The sequence below is a fragment of the Bartonella rattimassiliensis 15908 genome, assembly GCF_000278215.1.
In the GTDB taxonomy this organism is placed as follows: Bacteria; Pseudomonadota; Alphaproteobacteria; order Rhizobiales; family Rhizobiaceae; genus Bartonella; species Bartonella rattimassiliensis.
Genome location: NZ_JH725069.1, coordinates 1 through 21,463, shown reverse-complemented (window position 1 = coordinate 21,463; position 21,463 = coordinate 1). Strand labels below are relative to the sequence as shown.

The following is a 21,463-nucleotide window of genomic DNA, read 5'->3' as shown; positions in this document are numbered from 1 at the left end:
TCTGATGTTCACATTGGTCGTTACGATTGAATGGTAACGGAACTAAAGAACGGGAATAAAAATATGATCCAGAAAAACTGGCAGGAACTTATTAAGCCCAATAAGGTCGAGTCGTGTACGCATGATAATCCGAATGTTACGAGTGTGATTGCTGAGCCTTTGGAGCGGGGGTTTGGTCTAACATTAGGAAATGCGCTTCGTCGCGTGTTGTTATCTTCGCTTCGTGGTGCAGCTATTACCGCTGTGCAGATTGACGGTGTATTACATGAATTTTCATCAATTCCAGGTGTGCGTGAGGATGTTACGGATATTATCCTAAATGTAAAGGAAATTGCGCTTCGTATGGAAGAAGAAGGACCTAAACGTGTTGTTGTTTATAAAGAGGGTCCTGGTGTCGTGAAGGCGGGAGATATCAATACCGTTGGCGATATGGAAATTCTAAATCCAGATCATGTTATTTGCACTCTTGATGAAGATGCTGAAATTCGTATGGAATTCATTGTCAATACTGGCAAGGGATATGTTCCATCAGATCGTAATTGTGTTGATGATGCACGTATTGGACTTATTCCAATTGATAGTCTTTATTCGCCAATTCGTAAAGTGTCTTATAAAGTGGAAAATACACGTGAAGGGCAAGTTCTGGATTATGATAAATTAACATTAACAATCGAAACTAATGGTGCTGTTAATGGAGAAGATGCTGTTGCTTTTGCAGCACGTATTCTTCAAGATCAATTATCGTTATTTATTAATTTTGAAGAACCTCAGAAGGAACCTGTTGAAGAAGCTGATTCTGAGCTCTCTTTTAATCCTGCTCTTCTCAAAAAAGTGGATGAATTAGAACTTTCAGTTCGTTCGGCAAATTGTCTTAAAAATGATAATATTGTGTATATTGGTGATCTTATTCAAAAAACGGAAACTGAAATGCTTCGGACACCGAACTTTGGTCGCAAGTCGTTGAATGAGATTAAAGAAGTATTGGCATGTATGGGGTTACATCTTGGAATGGAAATTCCTGCATGGCCGCCTGAAAACATTGATGATCTTGCTAAACGCTATGAAGATCAGTATTAAAATTAAAATTTAAGGAGAGGGCTTATGCGCCATAATAAGTCAGGCCGCAAGTTGAATCGGACTGCCAGCCACCGTAAAGCGATGTTTGCAAATATGGCAATCTCGTTGATCGAGCATGAGCAGATTGTGACAACGCTTCCAAAGGCTAAAGAAATTCGTCCTATTGTTGAAAAACTCGTTACTCTTGGAAAGCGTGGTGGTTTGCATGCACGTCGACAGGCAATTGCGGCACTTCGTGATACAGCGAAGGTTGCAAAATTATTTGATACGCTTGCGCCACGTTATGCATCACGCAACGGTGGGTATTTGCGTATTATGAAAGCTGGATTTCGTACCGGCGATAATGCGCCTATGGCCGTTATAGAATTTGTTGATCGTGATGTTGAAGCGAAGGGGGCCGTGGATCGTGCTCGTATGGAAGTTTCTGAGAATGAAAAGAAAACTTCTTCGTAAGTTTTTTTATTCTATTGGGTTTTAAAAGGCCGCCTTGCCTTGGGCGGTTTTTTTGTGAGGACTTTTAAGTTTGTTGTACTTGAGAAATAGATGCAGAGCAAAAATTATAGGAGATTGAATTATATGATTTTTATAATATTTATGGTGTGAATAGGTTGTTTTTATTCTCTATTATGAAATATTAATAGGATCTTTAATTTAGATGGATGACTTTTTCATTCTATTAATCTTCAACAGAATGTGCTGATTGTATTAAGGAGTAGATTATGAGGTATGTTTTGGGGGTGTATTTTTTTTTGGCAATTATGATTCAGATATCGTTTGATCGTACATATGCTCATGTTCCTCAAACACAAAAAGAAATCACTCTTTCATTTGCTCCTTTAGTTAAAAAGACGGTTCCATCTGTTGTTAATATTTATGCGGCTCGACAAATTAGAGCGCGGTCGCCTTTTGAGGGGGATCCATTTTTTGAACAATTTTTTGGTCGTTTGCAAAATAATTTTCCTGTTCGTAAGCAGTCGTCTTTAGGGTCAGGGGTAATTGTTGATGAACGTGGTTTGATTGTTACAAATTACCACGTCATTAAAGATGCAAGCGAAATTAAAGTTGCTTTTGCTGATGGGCGAGAATTTGAGAGCAAGGTTGTACTCAAAGATGAAGCAACGGATATGGCTGTTCTTAAAGTTGATGCAAAAAATGCTCAATTTCCTGTTCTTCCTTTGGGAAATTCTGATGCTGTTGAGGTTGGGGATCTTGTGCTTGCTATTGGTAATCCTTTTGGTGTTGGTCAAACGGTTACAAGTGGTATTGTTTCAGCACAAGCGCGTACACGTGTTGGGATTTCTGATTTTGACTTTTTTATTCAAACAGATGCTGCTATTAATCCAGGAAACTCTGGTGGAGCTTTAATTGATATGAAAGGTCAGTTAATCGGGATTAATACGGCTATTTATTCGCGTTCAGGTGGTTCTGTTGGAATTGGTTTTGCTATTCCAGTTAATCTTGTAAAAGTGATGCTTGATACTGTTAAACGTGGTGGAAAATATTTTGTGCCACCTTATATTGGGGCATCTTTTCAAAATGTTACTTCTGATATTGCTGGTGGTTTAGGATTGGAACGTCCTTATGGTGCTCTTGTTATTGAAATTATCAAAGATAGTCCTGCTGAAAAAGCTGGTTTGAAAGTGGGCGATGTTATTTTGAGTGTGCAGGGGATGCGCGTTGATAGTCCAGATAGTCTTGGATATCGTTTGATGATTGCGGGCATTGGGCATAGTCTTGATTTAGAATATTTACGAAATGGAAAAACTTTAAAAACACAGATAACAGTTTTATCGATATCGGAAACTGCATTTTTAAAATCTGAAAAAATTACGGGTGAAAGTCCTCTTGCTGGTGCTGAAGTGTTAGATTTAACACCGCAAAATAGTCGACGTTTTCATCTTCCTATATCTGCAAAAGGTGTTGTGATTACCAATATTGATGAAATGAGCAATGCTGCTGGAATTTTTCGCTCAGGAGACATTCTACGTGTTGTAAATGGTCATAAAATTCAAACAGTTCATCAGTTAAAAAAAATTCTTATGCAAGCTCGTTCGCGTACTTGGCAATTGGAATATGAACGTGATGGTATGTATATTCGCCAATTTATTCGTTGAGGTTTTTTTTGAAGAAAGATTTTTTTACTTCGTCGTTTGATTTTCAAGTTAATAAAAATCAACCACTTGCCGAAAGAATGCGCCCTTGTTGTCTCAATGATGTTGTGGGACAGAAGCATTTGATTGGAGAGGATGGTTTGCTTTCACGTATGGTGGCAGCTGGTTCAATTGGATCAATGATTTTTTGGGGACCTCCAGGGACGGGAAAAACCACAGTTGCACGTTTGTTAGCACTTGAAACAAATTTCGCTTTTGAGCAGGTTTCTGCTATTTTTACAGGCGTTTCTGAACTTAAAAAAATTTTTGAAATTGCACAGAAGCGTTTTATGTCTGGGAATAAAACGCTTCTTTTTGTCGATGAGATTCATCGGTTTAATCGTGCACAGCAGGATAGTTTTCTTCCTGTTATAGAAGATGGTACTGTAGTACTTATAGGGGCAACAACAGAAAATCCTTCTTTTGAACTAAATGCTGCTCTTCTTTCGCGTGCACGTGTTTTGACATTTTCTTCCCATGATCATGAAAATTTGGATATGCTTTTGAAGCGTGCTGAAAAAGTAGAGGGAAAGTGTCTTCCCTTGGATAATAAGGCTAGAAACGTTTTGATAGAGATGTCTGATGGTGATGCACGGGTGGCATTGACATTGGCAGAAGATGTTTTGTCTATTGCACCGTCAGGGGAAATTATTGATGTTGGTGCTTTGCAAAAAATTGTTCAACGTCGTGCCCCCGTTTATGATAAAGGACGAGATGGACATTATAATCTCATTTCAGCATTGCATAAATCTGTTCGTGGATCTGATCCTGATGCGGCGCTTTATTATTTAGCACGTATGTTGGATGCTGGTGAGGATCCTCTCTATATTGGGCGAAGATTGGTTCGTATGGCTGTTGAAGACGTTGGTTTGGCGGATCCTCAAGCTCTTGTCATTTGTAATGCGGCAAAAGATGCTTACGATTATTTAGGATCACCAGAAGGAGAATTGGCTTTGGTACAGGCATGTCTTTATGTTGCAACTGCACCAAAGTCAAATGCAACATATCTCGCGTATAAAGCAGCACTGCGTTGTGCCCGCAAAAATGGCTCTTTGCCGCCTCCTAAACATATTCTTAATGCTCCTACGAAATTTATGAAGGAGGAGGGGTATGGAGAGGGGTATTATTATGACCATGATGAACCAGATGCTTTTTCAGGACAAGAGTATTTTCCTGAAAAACTAGGGCATCAGAGCTATTATAAACCAGTTGAACGTGGTTTTGAGCGTGAAATTGTGAAACGTCTTGAATGGTGGAAACAATTGCGCCAAAAACGTAAAAGTCAAAAATAAAATAAGTTGGAATACGTTTTTTATTGATTTTAGATTTATTTTTTATCTCTTATGTCATTGTAAGAACAATTTAGCTTATTTGTTAAATATTTATTTTATTGCTCGTAGAGCCGATTTTTTTTATTGGTATCCTTAAGGTGCATATCTTTTGATGGTGACGAAGTTAAAAAATATTTCTTTCAACTCTTAAAATACTTTGTTTTGTAGTATCAAATTGAATGCAATAGGGTGTGGTTTTTATTGATGATGCGTTTTTGTATGATTAAAAGCAAAAAAGTTTTTCTCTTTTAAGTACTTAACAAAAAGGATAAGCTAGAAGGGATATAGAACATTGTGTTGAAATTTAAATTGTTTCTTTTCTAGAGAGATATAAATGTGTTACTTTGTTTTCTTATAGAAGTATTATTTTAATTTGGGATTTCTTTTATATCATAAGACGAGCAATGACAATTTTTTGATTGTGATGGTCATGGTATGTTATGGATATAATCTGGGAATAGAAATGGAAATAGTCTGTGAAAATTTAAACTCAAGGCTTTAGTTAAATTAAAAGTACAGTGTACACTCTAAGTGTTAGATTATTATGAATCGGTCAAGGATATAATCGTGGATAAAACAAAAGCTCTCAATGCTGCTCTTTCTCAAATTGAACGTTCTTTTGGTAAAGGCTCCATTATGCGTCTTGGGCAGAAAGAGCAGGTTGTTGAAATTGAAACAGTTCCAACAGGGTCGTTATCCTTGGATATTGCTTTAGGGATTGGTGGATTACCGAAGGGGCGGATTGTTGAGATTTATGGACCAGAGAGTTCTGGGAAGACAACATTGGCTCTCCATGCTATTGCTGAGGCACAGAAAAGTGGTGGGGTTTGTGCTTTTATTGATGCAGAGCATGCGCTTGATCCTATTTATGCACGCAAGCTTGGTGTTGATTTAGAGAACTTATTCATTTCTCAACCCGATACTGGTGAACAGGCATTGGAAATTACAGAGACGCTGGTTCGTTCTGGTGCGGTTGATGTGCTTGTTGTGGATTCTGTTGCAGCCTTAACGCCGCGAGCAGAAATTGATGGTGAAATGGGAGATGCTTTACCAGGATTACAAGCACGATTGATGAGTAAAGCTTTGCGAAAGCTTACGGCTTCTATTTTTCGTTCTAACTGTATGGTGATTTTTATTAATCAAATTCGTATGAAAATTGGTGTGATGTTTGGTTCGCCTGAAACAACGACAGGGGGAAATGCTTTAAAGTTTTATGCTTCTGTTCGTTTAGATATTCGCCGCATTGGGTCTATTAAGGATCGGGATATGATTGTTGGCAATCAAACGCGTGTTAAAGTGGTGAAGAATAAGTTGGCTCCTCCCTTCAAACAAGTTGAATTTGATATTATTTATGGGGAGGGTATTTCCAAGTTAGGTGAGTTGATTGATTTGGGAGTGAAAGTTGGTATTGTGGAAAAATCTGGCTCGTGGTTCTCTTATAACTCTCAACGTTTGGGACAGGGACGCGAGAATGTGAAGCAGTTTTTACGTGAACATGCAGAAATAGCGACTGAGATTGAAACAGCTTTACGTCAAAATGCTGGTTTGATTGCAATTGAATTATTAGAAAATTCTGGGTCAGAAAATATAGAAAGCGATGAAGTCATTTGATGGAGCGTTTTTCTATTTGTAATTTTTTCATTGAAGATTTTTTCTGTTTTTATTTGGTTGAATTTTAAATATACAGTGATTTTTTCTTAATTTTTTTGAATAAATATTCCATTTTTTGATTAAATTGGCTCCATGTGTGGCAGAGAGGATATTTAATGAGGGGGGGATGGTTTTGTGCTGTATTGAGCAGGTGTCAATATGAATAGTGTTAATAGCATCCGGTTAGCATTTTTGGATTATTTTCATCGTAATGGGCATGAAGTTCTTTCTTCTAGCCCACTTGTTCCACGTAATGATCCTACGCTTATGTTTACAAACGCAGGAATGGTGCAGTTTAAAAATATTTTTACCGGACTTGAACAACCTTCTTATAAAAAGGCAACAACAGCACAAAAATGTGTTCGTGCGGGTGGAAAGCATAATGATCTTGATAATGTTGGTTATACAGCGCGCCATCATACATTTTTTGAAATGTTAGGTAATTTTTCTTTCGGTGATTATTTTAAAGAAGAAGCCATTTTTTTATCATGGGATCTTTTAACAAAGGAATTTTGCCTGCCAAAAGATAAATTATTGGTGACAGTTTATCATAATGATGATGTTTCTGCTGAATTATGGCGTAAAATCTCAGGTCTTCCTGATGAAAAAATCATTCGTATTGCAACAGCTGATAATTTTTGGGCTATGAGCGATACAGGTCCTTGTGGTCCTTGTTCGGAAGTTTTTTATGATCATGGTGATGAAATCTGGGGTGGGCCCCCTGGAAGTATAGAAGAAGATGGTGATCGCTTTATTGAGATTTGGAATCTTGTTTTTATGCAATATGAGCAGATTTCCAAGGAAGAACGTGTTGATTTGCCTCACCCTTCTATTGATACAGGTATGGGGTTAGAGCGCATTGCTGCAGTTTTACAGGGCGTTCATGATAATTATGATATTGATCTTTTTCGTGCATTAATTAAAGCATCAGAAGAAATTACAGGAATTGAGGCAACTGGCGATTTTATGGCAAGCCATCGTGTCATTGCTGATCATCTTCGCTCGTGCGCATTTTTGATTGCTGATGGTGTTCTTCCTTCCAATGAAGGAAGAGGATATGTTTTACGTCGTATTATGCGTCGTGCTATGCGTCATGCGCATCTTCTTGGTGCTAAAGAGCCCTTGATATGGCGTCTTTTGCCTGCTTTAATTCGTGAAATGGGACATGCTTATCCTGAATTGGTGCGTGCTGAATCTTTGATTTCAGAAATTTTAAATTTAGAAGAAATACGTTTTCGTAACACGCTTGAACGAGGACTTGGTTTGTTAAATGAAGCCAGTAGCCTTCTTAAAGAAGGAGATCATTTAAATGGTGAAGTTGCTTTCAAGCTTTATGATACCTATGGTTTTCCACTTGATTTGACGCAGGATGTGCTTCGGCGTCGTGGAATATCTGTTGATATTGATAGCTTTGATAAAGCGATGAAACGCCAGAAAGAGGAAGCTCGTGCTCATTGGTCTGGTTCTGGTGAAGCTGTGATGGAGACAATTTGGTTTTCTGTTCGTGATAAAGTAGGGGCGACAGAATTTTTGGGTTATGAAACAGAGAAAGCTGAAGGCATTATTACAGCTCTTGTGTGTGATGGTAAAGTTGTTGATGATATTGCTTCAGGGCAGAAAGCCATCCTTGTGGTGAATCAGACCCCTTTTTATGGTGAATCTGGGGGGCAAGTTGGTGATAGCGGTATCATTTCTGCTGAAGGTTTTATTTTTGAGGTGTATGATACTCAAAAAAAAGGTGATGGTGTTGTTATTCATCTTGGAGAAGTGAAATCTGGCCAAGCAAAGACGCTTGATTGTGTTGAGTTAACCGTGGATATTGTGCGTCGTAAAAAAATTCGTGCAAATCATTCTGCTACTCATTTGTTACACGAGGCTTTACGCCAAATATTGGGATCTCATGTTACTCAAAAGGGGTCCTTTGTATCGCCAGATCGGTTGCGTTTCGATTTTTCTCATCCAAAATCAGTTTCTTTGGAAGAATTGAAAAAAATAGAAGATCTAGTAAATGAGATTGTTTTGCAAAATAGTAGAGTTACAACAAGACTTATGGCTGTAGATGATGCAATTTCTGAAGGAGCAATGGCATTATTTGGTGAAAAATATGCTGATGAGGTCCGCGTTGTTTCTATGGGGAAAATACTTGGACAGGAAGGATTAAAAAAACGTTGGTCTATTGAGCTTTGTGGAGGGACACATGTGGAAAGAACAGGCGATATTGGTTTGATTCATATTATTTCTGAAAGTTCTGTTTCAGCTGGAGTGCGCCGTATTGAAGCTTTAACAGGAGCAGCAGCGCGTCTTTATCTTTGTTGCCAAGATAAGCGTATTCATGAAATTGCTGATCTTTTAAAAATTTCTTCCTTGGATGTAGAAGAACGGGTGAAAGTTTTGCTTGATGATCGTCGTAAACTTGAAAAAGAGTTGAATGATGTACGTAAGAAAATGGCGTTGAGTGGGGGAATAACAAAAAGTAGTCAAGATGATATTACTATTATCAATGGATTTTCTTTTATCGGGCGTATTGTCAAAAGTATTTTACCAAGAGATCTTAAGGTACTCGTTGATTCTGGAAAAAAACAAATTGGATCTGGAGTGATTGCTTTTATTAGTGTTTCGGAGGATGGAAAAGGGAGTGCTGTTGTTGGCGTTACGGATGATTTAACGGGTAAGTTAAATGCTGTTGATCTTGTTCGTATTCTTTCAGCAGTACTTGGTGGTCAAGGTGGAGGGGGCCGTCCTGATATGGCGCAGGCCGGTGGGCCTGAGGGAAATAAGGCTGATGAGGCATTTGCAGCATTAAAAGATTTTCTGGAAAGAACTTAAAAAGTAAAATCTTTTCTTATCAGTGTTTTTTTATATTTTTATGTTGGGTAATTTGTAATTATCATGAGTATCTGTCTGGTGTATTGCTGAAATAAGGATACAATATTATTGACGGATAATACAAGAATGCAAAGATAAAAACAGTATTTTTTCATTTAGTCTTATGTTTTTCAAGAGATGTGAGAGGCATTTTTTTAATAAGAGAGTTTATACAGCATTTCATGCTTTGCTTTATTGTATTTTATGAAGTGTAGGAGCCATTTTGCTGTTTTGACAAGTTTGTTTTAAAGAAATATCTTTATCCTATTTTATGAAAAGTATAATACAAGGTTTATTGTATGTGAGTATCTTTACGCTTGTAAAATTACAAGCTGTTATTATTCTATTAGTTTTTTAATGATTAAAATTCTTTGTATTGAAAAGACTTATAAGAGGGTTGTTGTCTTGCTTTCATTTGTCTTATTATGTACAAACAGAAAGTTTTTTAATTGATCATTAAAGGTTTTGAAGAGAATATTTTTTTCTATTGGTAAAGTTTTATACAAGTTATAAAGTGATGAATTATCAATATAAATTAGAACGATATTGCATAAATCTAATTTATTATGATATTATCGCCTCAATATATTGCGTTGTAATGGCAATTTATCGTTTTATAGCTTGAATAAGAGCTCCAAGATTCGGAGGATTTTCTCATTTTAAATCTGTGTATGTTAAATCAACCAAAATCATTTATGCATACCATTGTAAAAAATAGGTTAAGGGTATTGAGAAATGTTTCTTTTAAAAAGTATCTGATGGATGTGTAACACAAAGACGTTTTGTTCTTTGCGTGAGATTTATTCCACTAAAAGAACATGCTAAACAAAAGCGTGAAGCAGTGCGTAATATTCATTATTTAAAAGATATTGCTTTAGATCGTTTTGAAAGGCGGAATCTGTGTTAAAAGGAGATGGTAAAACTGGAAACTTTTTAGCTTTGTATTTTATTAAGATTAGATTGTATATTTGTTAATATACAAAGATCTGCGCAATATTTTTATTCCAATCTAGTAAAGTTGCAACAGCAGAAAAAGTTCTAAATTGTTTTGATATTTATTCAAACCTCTCACATCAAAATGGATTGTAGCATTCTTAGGAATCTTTTTACTGGTATCAACAAAGGGCTCTTGTTGTCGTGAAGAGGTGTTTTTTGTATGAGATTTGTGAAGAGTATCATTTTTACGATGCTATGGCTTCATGTAAGGGGATGATGTTTTCATTTTCTCCTTCTTTTTTTGGTGGAGTGATTGTTAAACCGCTTGCTTTTAAAAATTGAGAAAAACGGCCTCCTTTATCGATCAATTCTTGAAAGTTTCCTTTTTCAATTAAGTAACCATGTTCTAGAAAGAGTATCGCATCAGCATTACGGACTGTTGAGAGGCGATGTGCTATAATGAAAGTGGTACGCTTATGGTTTATGCCATCAAGAGCATTTTTGACACGTGCTTCTGTTTCAACATCAAGAGCGCTTGTTGCTTCATCTAGAATGAGAATGGGGGCGTTTTTTAAAATAGCGCGCGCAATTGCTAATCGTTGTTTTTCTCCACCTGATAATTGAGATCCGCGTTCGCCCACCATTGTGTTATAACAATCAGCTTTTCTTACAATAAAATCATGAGCTTCTGCTATTTTTGCGGCTTTATAAAGTTCTTCGTTTGTTGCATTTTCTTTTCCTATTGAGATATTGTCATGAATACTACGGTTGAAAAGACCCGTATCTTGAAAAACTGTTGCTAGAGATTTGCGTAAAGATTCACGATTGATCGAGCGGATATTTATTCCGTCGATAGAGATATGCCCAAAGGTAGGGTCGTATACGCGCTGCAATAGATTGATTAATGTTGTCTTTCCAGCCCCTGTTGGTCCTACAATCGCAACAGTTTCTCCTGCTTTAATTTCAAAGGAAATGTCAAAAACACCTTGAGAAGAATTGGGAAATTTATAGGTAACGTGATGGAATTGTATGGCGCCCTTAACATTTTTAAGGGAAGGGAGATTTTGGGGCTCGTTGATATGAAAGGTTGAGTCTTCCATTTCAAAAAATTCTTGCAATTTTGCTTGTGAAGATATCGCACAATTAATAAAATTGCTCATTTGGTCTAGACGACTAATCATGAGCTGCGCAAATCCAACAAATGCAACAACTTCACCTACCCGTAATTGATCTTTTGCAACAAAAAAAGCTCCAAGGAGTAGAACACAAACGATTGAAATCGTTGAAGCCATTCGATTTAAGCCACTGGCAAGAGCCCACCAATTGAGAACAGGATTTTGTACTTTAAGCAGAGCATTTATATGCTGCTCTAGTATAGAAGTTTCTTCTTTTATACGATTATAACTTTGTACAATAGAAACATTAGAGATTGAATCACTGACATGTTTAAAAAGATTGTGATGATAGCATTCTACAGAAGCTTGTCCATCTTTTGTTTTTTGCATCACTAAACGTGCAATTAATACATAGATGATGGCGAGAACAACCAAAACTATTGAAAGACGCCAATTCATGTGAAAGGCTATGGGGATGAGGGTCAATAAGGCAACAAACGTTGAGAGATGTTGGCGCATAAAATCAAGCCATATGGTTGACATAGAGTCTATAGCGCGCAAAAGTGTATGGAGTGTATTAGACGTTCCTCGTTGTTGATGCCAAATTAAAGGCATAGCAATGATACGTTCGAAAGATTTTGTTAAAACCATTAAGCGACATTTATGTGTTAAGCGGTCAGCACTGCGTGCAACAAGGACATAAGCAATAATATGTGAAAGTCCAAAACAAACCCAAATGGCAAGAGTAGGGATGATTTCTGATTTTTCTGTAATAGAATTAATAACGCGTCCAAATAAAATAGGTTCTGCAATAGTGATAATGGCTAATATAACATTAGCGGTACAGATTAAAAGGGATGCATTTTTTTCTCTGTTTAGGTAAATGAGAACACGTGCATAGGTTTTGAGTAAGGACACCGTTAATTATCTCCATCTGCTGTTACGCGTAAAGGTTGTTGATTTTTATAAGCTAAATTTTTAGCTAATAAAATTTGCATGTTAAGAAAATAAAATTTTGGATACGAACTGTAATATGGTGTGATAAGGCCAACTAAAATATGAATTTTTGTGTTTATGAAAGCGCAAATATAGAGCAGTAGAATTTATTAGGCAAAAAATATTGGGTGGGAAAAATTATCAGGTAAAGGAATTTTCATGGCAGGCATTGAAATAAAAAAAGTTGAGGTAGATGAAAATGGAATGCGTTTAGATCGCTGGTTTAAAGTACATTATCCAGGACTTAGGTTTGGAGCCTTGCAAAAACTATTGCGTTCTGGTCAGATCCGGGTTGATGGTGGACGTGTTAAAGCTGATGCACGTCTTGTTATGGGGCAGTTTGTTCGTATTCCACCTCTACCCATTGATAGCAAGGAAAGTCTTCCAATAACGGATAAAACATTTCGTGGGCAGGATGATGAAACCGTTTTGAAAAAAATGCTGCTTTATGAAGATCCAAAGGTCTTTGTTTTTAACAAACCAGCAGGTCTTGCTGTACAAGGAGGTTCTGGTTTAATGCGTCATATGGATAGTATGCTTGAGGTGTGGCGCAATAAAAAAGGTGAAAAGCCACGTTTGGTTCATCGCCTTGATCGTGAGACGTCAGGTGTGCTTGTTGTTGCGCGTTCAAGGGGAGTTGCTCAAGCCTTAACAGCTGCTTTTAGAGCGCGGGAAACGAAAAAGACTTATTGGGCGTTGGTTCGGGGTGTTCCTAAAAAAAAGCAGGATAAAATTTCAACGTGGATGGTTAAGGAAATAACTACACAAGGTGATAAAATGCATGTTTGTGAACATGGAGAGCCAGATTCACATCATGCGGTTTCTTACTATCGTATCTTAGATACGCGAGGGCGAACTCTTTCGTGGCTTGAAATGGAACCCTATACGGGGAGAACACATCAGCTTCGTGTGCATGCCGCTCATATGGATCATCCTATCATTGGTGATACAAAGTATTTTTTTTCTGATAGTAATTGGACATTACCAGGAGGCATTCAAAACCGCCTTCATCTTCATGCGCGTCGTATTCGTATCCCTCATCCTTCAGGAGGAATATTGGATATTGTTGCACCTTTACCACCTCATATGGTTCAAAGTTTTAATCTTTTATCTTTTAATGAGAAGGATGCTGAAACAGAGTAAAATAACTTCAATTTGTTCTTTTTGATTTGTGCAAATTTTTTCTATAAATTTAATAAGATGGATAGAGCACTATTGGAAGAGAGCTTTTGATAGTTAATCGCTAGAAGAGAGCTGTGTTTTTGAGTGATGAATTTTTAAATATCATAAGTTTTCTTTCTACAGTTTTTTATTTATATGGATTGTATTGTTTTTCTATATAATATATTGATTTATAATGATAATATAGCGTTGCTCATATTGAATGAGAGTCACGAATAACGTAGGATTCTCTTATTTTAAATCTGTTTATCTTAAATCAATCAAAACCACTTCTTTGCACGTCATAAGTGGGGCTGGAGTATGGGTAAAATTTGTATAAGAAAGGACTAAAAATGGCTCTTATGAACCGTCTTAATGCAAGATCTGTCGCAACATTGGGGGCTGGTAAATATAATGATGATGCCGGCTTGCTTCTTCATAAGCATAAAGATAGGGGTGCTCAATGGATTTTACGGTATACCCTTCATAGACGTCGTCGCGAAATGGGATTGGGGGCGTTGCGAAACGTTTCTTTAAAAAAGCCCGTGAATTGGCAAATCAATGGCGTTCTGTCTCCTATTTGGCAGACAAAAGCCGGCGCATCTCTCCAATCTATGGTTGATCTATTAGTGGTTTTATGACGTTGTTTACCTAAGAGAGCACGTGTTTTTTCTACAGTTTGTAAATCAACATTCAACCCTAATACAGCGGCATGTTTGAGACAAAGATTGAGACGAATGAGAACTCTACGAGCTGTTCCAGCTTTTGTATGCCAAATAGGAGCAAGAACATTGCGTATTTCTGTTTGCTTAATTTTAGAAACGGGCAGACAACCTAATTTGGGTAAAATGTGAAGTTTTAAGGGTAAAAACCAACTTCCATTCTTACCATCATTTTTTAATTCAGCTTTACAGTTTTTAAAAGCATCTAAAGCAATATCTTTTAAATAATGGAGATTACGCATCGCTTCACGTTTTTGTTTATTGTGTTCTTTAATGGGGTCACGTTCCTTATGCAAAACAGAACGTCATTTTGTTGCAGTTTCACGAGCTTGTTTTTAAAGAGACATCTCTCAAGGCACTCAAGCCCATTTCGCGACGGTGCCCGTGAAGGGTATAACGGTAAATCCATTGAGCACCTCCATCTTTACGCTTATGAAGAAGCAAGCTGGCACCATCATTAATTTGTCTGCTCCCAATGTTGCGACAGATTTTGCATTAAGACGGTTCATAAGAGCCATTTTTATTCTTTTCTTATATAAATTTGATCCACACACTAATCCTGCTTGTAACGTGCAAACGAATGATTTTGATTGATTCAAGATAAATAGATTTGAAATGAAAGAATCTTACGTTATTCGGGACTCTCATTCAACATACAAAGAAGTGAATTATCATTATAAATCAATATTTTGTACCAGCTATGCAATGGGGCATTGAACATGAAGAAGATGCCTTGATGAAAGAATATGCATTCATTTATGATACAGAGGTCATTTCATGTGGTTTCATCCAACATCCCAAAATAGAAATGGCTGGTACAAGTCCTGATGGATTTGTTGATGATGACGGTTTAGTTGAAGTTAAATGCCCGCAAGCAAATACCCATTTACGCTTTTTTATCGATAACCAGATTAAGCCTGAATATAGCGCACAAATGCAATTTCAAATGGCTTGTACTGGACGTAAATGGTGTGATTTCATTAGCTATAATCCGCATTTTGTAGGTAAATCGCTTCTTAGAGGAAATAGAGCAAGAGATGGAAAAGATCTCGACGAAAGCTGCATGAAGTTATGGGAGTGCTTTTTCCTCCCAGCACTCCCGCCCTTTCGTACAAGGAAATTAAACGTGCCTGACATCAAACATATTATCCTACCGTCTGCTAAAGATGAAAAATTTTGTTTTTTACCATTGGCTATGAGGGGAAATCTCTCGAAAATTATCTTAATTATCTCATGGAAAATAATATCAAGATTTTATGTGATGTTCGTAAAAATCCAATAAGCCGCGAACGTGGTTTTTCAAAAGGACCATTAGAGAAAGCTTTAAGCAATATTGATATTGAATATATATATATATGCCCGAACTTGGAATTGCTTCTGAAAAACGATGAAATTTAAAAACCCCATAAGATTATGAACGTCTTTTTGAAAAATATCAAAGTACAACACTTAGGAACAATTCTCATGCAATAGGAAAATTATACGAACTTTTTTAAATAAAAGACGTGTTGCAATTACTTGCTTTGAAACTGATGTGTGTATGTGCCATCGGGGCTAAAGTAGCTTTGGTTCTTACACAACTAAAAGGTTGTTGGGAATATGAAATTAAACACATCTAACAAATAAATTTGCAAATTTTAAATACAGAGGAGTCTCTTATCAGCCCACTTATTTACATAACATGAAAAAGAGAAAGGTAATGAGATGATATTTGATGATGGCGATAGATATGTAACAATCCGTGAATGTGCACAGCTTTTTAGTGTATCCACAACAACGATTCGCAATTGGGTGCTTCAAGGGAAATTTCCTCAGTCCTACAAGCTAGGGAGAGCAGTAAGATGGAGAAAAAAAGAGATTCTAGCTTTTACTCCAAAGAAAAATACGGAGCAAATAGCAACAAATTAAGTAAAATTGTATAAACCACAAGAGGTGGTCTAAAAGGTGATCCGGAAATTACTGTTTAAAGGAAAAATATATGTATCTTAATAACTTAAATAAAAAAACGGTGCCCCCAGAGAGACTCGAACTCCCGACCCCCTGATTACAAATCAGGTGCTCTACCAACTGAGCTATAAGGGCATAACTGCGTAAAGATTAGCATAAACTCACAAAAAGGAAAATAAAAAATTATCAATTTTTGTGCATATTAAAAGAAAAATATAGAACAAATAATCAGCTCATTTCTTTTTTACCACTTTTTACCGCAACATTGGAATGATCCTTATATTAATGTCTTAGAGAATCTTTGATAAGAATTTACTGTTTCACTATTGAATTACGATTCTGAAGACATTGATTGGTGAGCAAGATATTTTTCTAGCCAGTGAATATTATAATTACCATCAGAAACATCTTGATTATTAATAAGATCGCGAAAGAGGGGAAGTGTAGTTTTTATCCCATCGACGACAAATTCATCTAAAGCACGCCGTAAACGCATCATACATTCTAAACGGGTACGTCCATGAACAATCAGCTTTCCAATCATGCTATCATAATAAGGAGGAATCCGATAACCTGAATAAGCACCTGAATCAACACGAATTCCTAATCCTCCAGGAGGATGGAAATGTGTAATGATGCCAGGTGATGGTGTAAAATTAATAGGATCTTCTGCATTAATTCGGCATTCAATAGCATGACCAGAAAAACAGACATCATTTTGTGTTACTGAAAGCTTGCAGCCTGATGCAATACGAATTTGTTCATGGACTAAATCTATACCTGTAATTTCTTCAGTTACAGGATGTTCAACTTGTAAACGTGTATTCATTTCAATGAAATAAAATTCACCATTTTCATAAAGAAATTCAATAGTACCTGCTCCACGGTATCCAAGTTGGGCACAAGCATTGGCAACAATATTGCCAATTTTTGTCCGCTCAGTTTCATTAAGTGCAGGTGACGTAGCTTCTTCCCATACTTTTTGATGGCGTCGTTGAAGCGAACAATCACGTTCTCCTAAATGAATAGCATTTCCCGCACCATCTCCTATGATTTGAATTTCGATATGACGAGGTTTTTCCAAATACTTCTCTATATAAACAGCATCATCACCAAAAGCTGCTTTCGCTTCTGAACGAGTTGTTTTGAGAGCTATAGAAAATTCCTGTTCAGAATGAACGACTTTCATACCACGCCCACCACCACCGGCAGAAGCTTTAATAATAACTGGATAACCAATTTCACGAGCAGTGCGTAAAGCATCTGCTTCTTCAGTGACAGCACCATCTGAACCAGGAACGACAGGAATACCAAGTTTTTTGGCGGTTTTTTTTGCTTCGATTTTATCACCCATAATTCGAATATGAGCAGCTGTTGGACCGATGAATATAATATCATGAGCTTCTAGAACATCTGCAAACTTTGCATTTTCAGAAAGAAAGCCATAACCTGGATGAACAGCATCAGCTCCAGTTATTTCACAAGCAGCAATAATTTGCTGGACACTTAAATAAGAAACACGAGCGGGGGGAGGGCCAATACAAACACTTTCGTCAGCAAGACGAACGTGCATTGCATCTGCATCAGCAGTAGAATGAACAGCTACAGTCTTTATGCCAAGTTCTTTGCATGCACGTAAAACGCGAAGAGCAATTTCTCCCCGATTAGCAATGAGGATTTTTCGAATCATGGTTGCTCCTCGCTTTATTCAACAATAATAAGTGGTTCACCAAATTCAACAGGTTGTCCATCTTTGACAAGAACAGTGGTAACTTTGCCTGAGCGTGGTGATGAAATTTGATTCATTGTTTTCATAGCTTCAATAATAAGTAATGTTTCCCCTTCAGAAACATTTTGCCCTACCTCTACAAAAGGTTGGGCGCCTGGTGAAGGTGCGAGATAAGCTGTTCCAACCATTGGAGAGGTTATTGTGTTTTTTGATTTATCTTCTTGGCTAGATTGTATAGAAGTCTCAGCGGTTGGAACTGAAGAAGAAGTTGTTACAGAAAAAGTAGGAGTAGGAACAGGAGCATAGATTGTTTGCTCAGAAGAAGTTGAGGTATTTTGGCGTGAAACACAAATACGAAGTTCTCCGTGCTCAACTTCAATATTTGTTAAATTTGTATCATTTAAAATTTCAGCAAGATCACGAACGACTCTCGTATCAATTGAGGTATGTTTTGCCGAATCAATTTTTTCTATTGCCATTTTATTTCTAACTCCTTGATCAATGAAGATCGTATTATCTCATTTCATGACCGAATATCTTTAGATTAGGAATGATATTTTTTGAGATTTAAAGATTCTCTTTCCTTTAAGTCATATACTTTGCTACTTTGCAATTTCGAACTCGTATCTGCTTTATACAAAATTACTTTTATAAGCTTGTTGTCAAAAAAGAGAAAGCATAAAATTATTTCACTTACAGTATTCTTTCTAAAACGGATCAGGTATAAAATAGTCATTTACTGTACATTATCTATTGCTTGTTTTAGAATATCTTGTTTAACTGCGCCGATGAATATTTTATTACCAATGATGTAAGAAGGTGTCCCTGTAATATGAAGTGTCGAGGCAATTTGAATATTTTCTTTAAAAGCGTTTTTCAGATTAGGATCTTTTAGTGCATTACGGAGTTTTTTTTCATCTGCTCCTAATGAAACAGCTATTTTAATAGCTTTAGCTTCATTTGCGCGACCTTGATACATTAAAAGCGTTTTGTGAAATTGAGGATATTTTTCTGGAAATTGTTTTCGAAAGACATGGGCAATGGCATGTGCCGCCATAGAATCGGATCCTAAAACTGGTAAATCCTTGATAATAACCCGTAGATCTGGGTATTCTTTTATCAGGTTCTCTATATATGAATAGGAGCTTTTACAAAAGCTACAATTGTAATCAAAAAAATCAACAAGTACTTTTTTGCCATTTGGATTCCCCAAAACAGCATCATGAGGAGAATGAAAAATCTCCTTTTCCAATAAATGAATAGCTGAGGCTTGTCTTTGGTTTTCGTATTCATTTTGTTTTTCTAGCTTGTCTTGAAGGATAAGCTGCATTTCAATCATAATTTCAGGATGAGTAAGAAGATACTCTCTCACAATTTGTTGAATAAGATGAGAATCAATATGGGGCGTTATTTTTTCTTTAAGCTTAGATAAAAAGTTAGAATCTTCCAGAAGTTGTATTTTAAGCTTTCCTAAGTTTAAATGATTGATTGTTTTTTGGTTTAATGTTGCGTTTGATAAAGAAGGTAAAAAGATTAAAATACTCAGCATAACAGGAGCTACAATTTTTGAAACAAATGTTATTTGCGGTTTATGAGCCATCTGTATCCCTTCATATTTTCTATTGCGGCATTGAGTGAACGATATCAAAAGCATTCTCTATGTGCAATAAATCATTGAATTATAGTATATATTCACCAATAAAAGGCAATTTTTCTCTAAAAAGAATTCATATGAAACACATTTGCAAGAATTATGTTTTCTAAAGGATAAAAAAATTATCTCTTTATTTATCAAATGTTATTTTGAGCTATAAGGGTATCAAAAAGCTTTTTGTGTGTATTTATTTTGGAAAAAAGCACGTTGATTAATACAATGCAGAGCACTTGTATTGTTTTTTACTGTTGCTTTATTGAGTACCGTGAAACAAAATTAAATAATGAAAAGTGAGATTATGAAAACCACAATGCATTATGAACTGTTTATCATTGGGGGGGGGAATAAACGGGTGTGGATTGGCAAGAGATGCAGCTAGGTGCGGGTTTAAAGTGGGATTAGCTGAAATGAATGATCTTGCATTAGGAACTTCAAGTGCATCAACAAAGCTTATTCATAGTGGTCTTAGTTAGATAACACATTGATTTATAATGATAATATATCGTTATTCATATTGAATGAGAGTCCCGAATAACCTAAGATTCTCTCATTTCAAATCTCTTTATGTTGCATCAATCAAAACCACTCACTTGCACGTCAAAAGCGGGATGAGTGTGTGGATAAATTTATATAAGAAAGGACTAAAAATGGCTCTTATGAACCGTCTTAATGCAAGATCTGTCGCAACATTGGGGGCTGGCAAATATAATGATAGCGCCGGCTTGTTACTTCATAAGCGTAAAGATGGAGGTGCTCAATGGATTTTACGGTATACCCTTCACGGACGCCGTCGTGAAATGGGTTTGGGAGCGTTGCGAGATGTCTCTTTAAAAAAAGCCCGTGAATTGGCAACTGGGTGGCATTCGGTTTTACGAGAAGGTCGTGACCCTATTAAAGAACGTAATAAACAAAAGCGTGAGGCAATAAGCAATCTTCATTATTTAAAAGATATTGCTTTAGATGCTTTTGAAAGTCGGCAAGCTGAATTAAAAGGGGATGGCAAAGACGGAATCTGGTTTGCACCTTTAAAACTGCATATTCTTCCCAAATTAGGCTGTTTACCCGTTTCAGAGATTACACAAACTGAGATACGCAACACTATTGCCCCTATCTGGCATACAAAAGCTGCAACAGCAGAGAAAGCATTGATACGTCTTAATCTTTGTCTTAAACATGCGGCTGCATTAGGATTGGATGTTGATTTACAGGCAACCGAAAAAGCACGCGCGCTCTTAGGCAAACAACGCCATAAAACGCAAAATTTTCCAGCTATGGATTGGAGAAAGGTTCCGACTTTTTATAAAACGCTTTGCGAAACAACAAACCCCACACAACTGGCTTTGCGTTTGCTTATTCTGACAGGGGTTCGTACAAATCCTATACGCCATATTCATAAAGATCAAATTGATGGGGATATATGGACTATTCCTGCTGAAAATATGAAAGGAAAGCGTGATGCTACAACAGAATTTCGCGTCCCTTTATCAACAGAAGCATTAGACATTTTAAAACAAGCGCGTTTACTTTCTCGCAATGATTTCTTTTTTTCTGCTAAAGGTCACGGTCCCCTTGCTGCACGCTGTATGGCTCAATATATGCAACAGACTGGACTTAAAGCCTGCCCCCATGGATTTCGCTCTAGTTTACGCAATTGGCTTGCTGAAACAACCGATGCCCCCTATGAGGTCGCTGAAACCATTTTAGCTCATACGGTCGGCGGCAAAGTAGAGCGTGCCTATCGTCGGACTGACTATCTAGAACAGCGCCGTGTCTATATGGATAAATGGGCCGCTTATGTCACTGGTCAATCTTAAGATATGGGGTGCATAACCCCATGATCTGTGGATAACTTTCTCTCTCTTCTCTCTCATTCGCTCTCAATGAGACGCATAATTTATCACATCACAAATTATATGATAATATATTGTTTTCTATAAATAAAATACCTTCAAAAATGAACCAAAATGTGCTTAATAAATAGGCATGATTTGGTTCTATTTTTTGAGAATGAAAGGATTTTAAAATGACCGAAAATGATATTCTTTTAACTGACCGTGAAAGTGCAAAATTGCTTCATATGAGTGTCTCAACTTTCCGCCGTCATGTTACCAATGGCTCTCTCCCAAAACC

General features: G+C 36.8%; 15 protein-coding genes, 1 tRNA gene and 4 pseudogenes. 14 read left to right on the top strand and 6 right to left on the bottom strand.

From position 1 onward, the window contains the following. The first annotated feature begins 63 nt into the window (after nt 1-63). The 6 genes from MCY_RS07455 (at nt 64) to alaS (ending at nt 9,034) form a co-directional block, all read left to right on the top strand. Nucleotides 64-1,077, top strand: a complete 1,014-nt coding sequence (locus tag MCY_RS07455; RefSeq protein ID WP_007347761.1) for a DNA-directed RNA polymerase subunit alpha — start codon at nt 64-66, stop codon at nt 1,075-1,077. 24 nt (nt 1,078-1,101) lie between these two features. Then, nucleotides 1,102-1,530, top strand: a complete 429-nt coding sequence (gene rplQ, locus MCY_RS07450) for a 50S ribosomal protein L17 (RefSeq protein WP_007347760.1) — start codon at nt 1,102-1,104, stop codon at nt 1,528-1,530. 266 nt (nt 1,531-1,796) lie between these two features. Further along, nucleotides 1,797-3,191: a DegQ family serine endoprotease gene (locus tag MCY_RS07445; RefSeq protein WP_007347759.1), complete on the top strand. Its 1,395-nt coding sequence runs from the start codon at nt 1,797-1,799 to the stop codon at nt 3,189-3,191. An 8-nt stretch (nt 3,192-3,199) separates the two neighbouring features. Further along, a complete protein-coding gene (locus MCY_RS07440; protein WP_007347758.1) occupies nt 3,200-4,519 on the top strand; it encodes a replication-associated recombination protein A in 1,320 nt (439 codons plus the stop codon). 606 nt (nt 4,520-5,125) lie between these two features. Continuing rightward, entirely contained in the window at nt 5,126-6,169 is a 1,044-nt protein-coding gene (recA, locus tag MCY_RS07435) for a recombinase RecA (protein WP_007347757.1), read from the top strand. 198 nt (nt 6,170-6,367) lie between these two features. After that, nucleotides 6,368-9,034 (top strand): alanine--tRNA ligase, encoded by a 2,667-nt coding sequence (gene alaS / locus MCY_RS07430; protein WP_007347756.1) that lies wholly within the window; start codon nt 6,368-6,370, stop codon nt 9,032-9,034. Nucleotides 9,035-10,254: 1,220 nt separating this feature from the next. Here alaS and MCY_RS07425 read toward each other — a convergent pair. Next, nucleotides 10,255-12,042 (bottom strand): glucan ABC transporter ATP-binding protein/ permease, encoded by a 1,788-nt coding sequence (locus MCY_RS07425; protein ID WP_007347755.1) that lies wholly within the window; start codon nt 12,040-12,042, stop codon nt 10,255-10,257. Nucleotides 12,043-12,279: 237 nt separating this feature from the next. Here MCY_RS07425 and MCY_RS07420 point away from each other — a divergent pair, with 237 nt between their 5' ends. Beyond that, on the top strand, nt 12,280-13,263 hold the full coding sequence (locus MCY_RS07420) for an RluA family pseudouridine synthase (protein ID WP_007347754.1): 984 nt from the start codon (nt 12,280-12,282) through the stop codon (nt 13,261-13,263). A gap of 371 nt (nt 13,264-13,634) precedes the next feature. Beyond that, nucleotides 13,635-13,855: pseudogene (locus MCY_RS09700) on the top strand (Arm DNA-binding domain-containing protein); the annotation flags it as partial. Here MCY_RS09700 and MCY_RS07415 read toward each other — a convergent pair. Then, nucleotides 13,841-14,521, bottom strand: a pseudogene (locus tag MCY_RS07415) (tyrosine-type recombinase/integrase); the annotation flags it as partial. The pseudogenes MCY_RS09700 and MCY_RS07415 overlap by 15 nt on opposite strands. A 155-nt stretch (nt 14,522-14,676) precedes the next feature. Here MCY_RS07415 and MCY_RS07410 point away from each other — a divergent pair. From MCY_RS07410 to MCY_RS07400, 3 genes and pseudogenes are all read left to right on the top strand, one after another. Next, nucleotides 14,677-15,070 (top strand): annotated as a pseudogene (locus MCY_RS07410) (lambda exonuclease family protein); the annotation flags it as partial. A gap of 166 nt (nt 15,071-15,236) precedes the next feature. Next, a complete protein-coding gene (locus tag MCY_RS10100; RefSeq protein WP_244427340.1) occupies nt 15,237-15,401 on the top strand; it encodes a DUF488 domain-containing protein in 165 nt (54 codons plus the stop codon). A gap of 306 nt (nt 15,402-15,707) precedes the next feature. Next, a complete protein-coding gene (locus MCY_RS07400; RefSeq protein WP_007347750.1) occupies nt 15,708-15,911 on the top strand; it encodes a helix-turn-helix transcriptional regulator in 204 nt (67 codons plus the stop codon). Between the two features lie 101 nt (nt 15,912-16,012). On the opposite strand, the gene MCY_RS07395 is transcribed toward MCY_RS07400, so the two are convergent. From MCY_RS07395 to MCY_RS07380, 4 genes are all read right to left on the bottom strand, one after another. Then, nucleotides 16,013-16,085: transfer RNA gene (locus MCY_RS07395), tRNA-Thr, on the bottom strand. A 196-nt stretch (nt 16,086-16,281) separates the two neighbouring features. Continuing rightward, nucleotides 16,282-17,640, bottom strand: coding sequence for an acetyl-CoA carboxylase biotin carboxylase subunit (accC, locus tag MCY_RS07390; protein ID WP_007347749.1), 1,359 nt, complete (start codon nt 17,638-17,640; stop codon nt 16,282-16,284). Nucleotides 17,641-17,654: 14 nt separating this feature from the next. Further along, entirely contained in the window at nt 17,655-18,158 is a 504-nt protein-coding gene (gene accB / locus MCY_RS07385; protein ID WP_007347748.1) for an acetyl-CoA carboxylase biotin carboxyl carrier protein, read from the bottom strand. A 257-nt stretch (nt 18,159-18,415) separates the two neighbouring features. Continuing rightward, nucleotides 18,416-19,279, bottom strand: a complete 864-nt coding sequence (locus MCY_RS07380; protein WP_007347747.1) for a DsbA family protein — start codon at nt 19,277-19,279, stop codon at nt 18,416-18,418. A 334-nt stretch (nt 19,280-19,613) separates the two neighbouring features. Between MCY_RS07380 and MCY_RS09200 the strand changes: the two are divergent. From MCY_RS09200 to MCY_RS07370, 3 genes and pseudogenes are all read left to right on the top strand, one after another. Then, nucleotides 19,614-19,800, top strand: a pseudogene (locus tag MCY_RS09200) (FAD-dependent oxidoreductase); the annotation flags it as partial. Nucleotides 19,801-19,980: 180 nt separating this feature from the next. Then, complete coding sequence (locus tag MCY_RS07375) at nt 19,981-21,147, top strand: tyrosine-type recombinase/integrase (protein WP_007347746.1); 1,167 nt, start codon at nt 19,981-19,983, stop codon at nt 21,145-21,147. Between the two features lie 209 nt (nt 21,148-21,356). Continuing rightward, nucleotides 21,357-21,463, top strand: a 107-nt coding sequence (locus MCY_RS07370; RefSeq protein ID WP_007347745.1) for a helix-turn-helix transcriptional regulator, incomplete at its 3' end; no start/stop codon positions are given.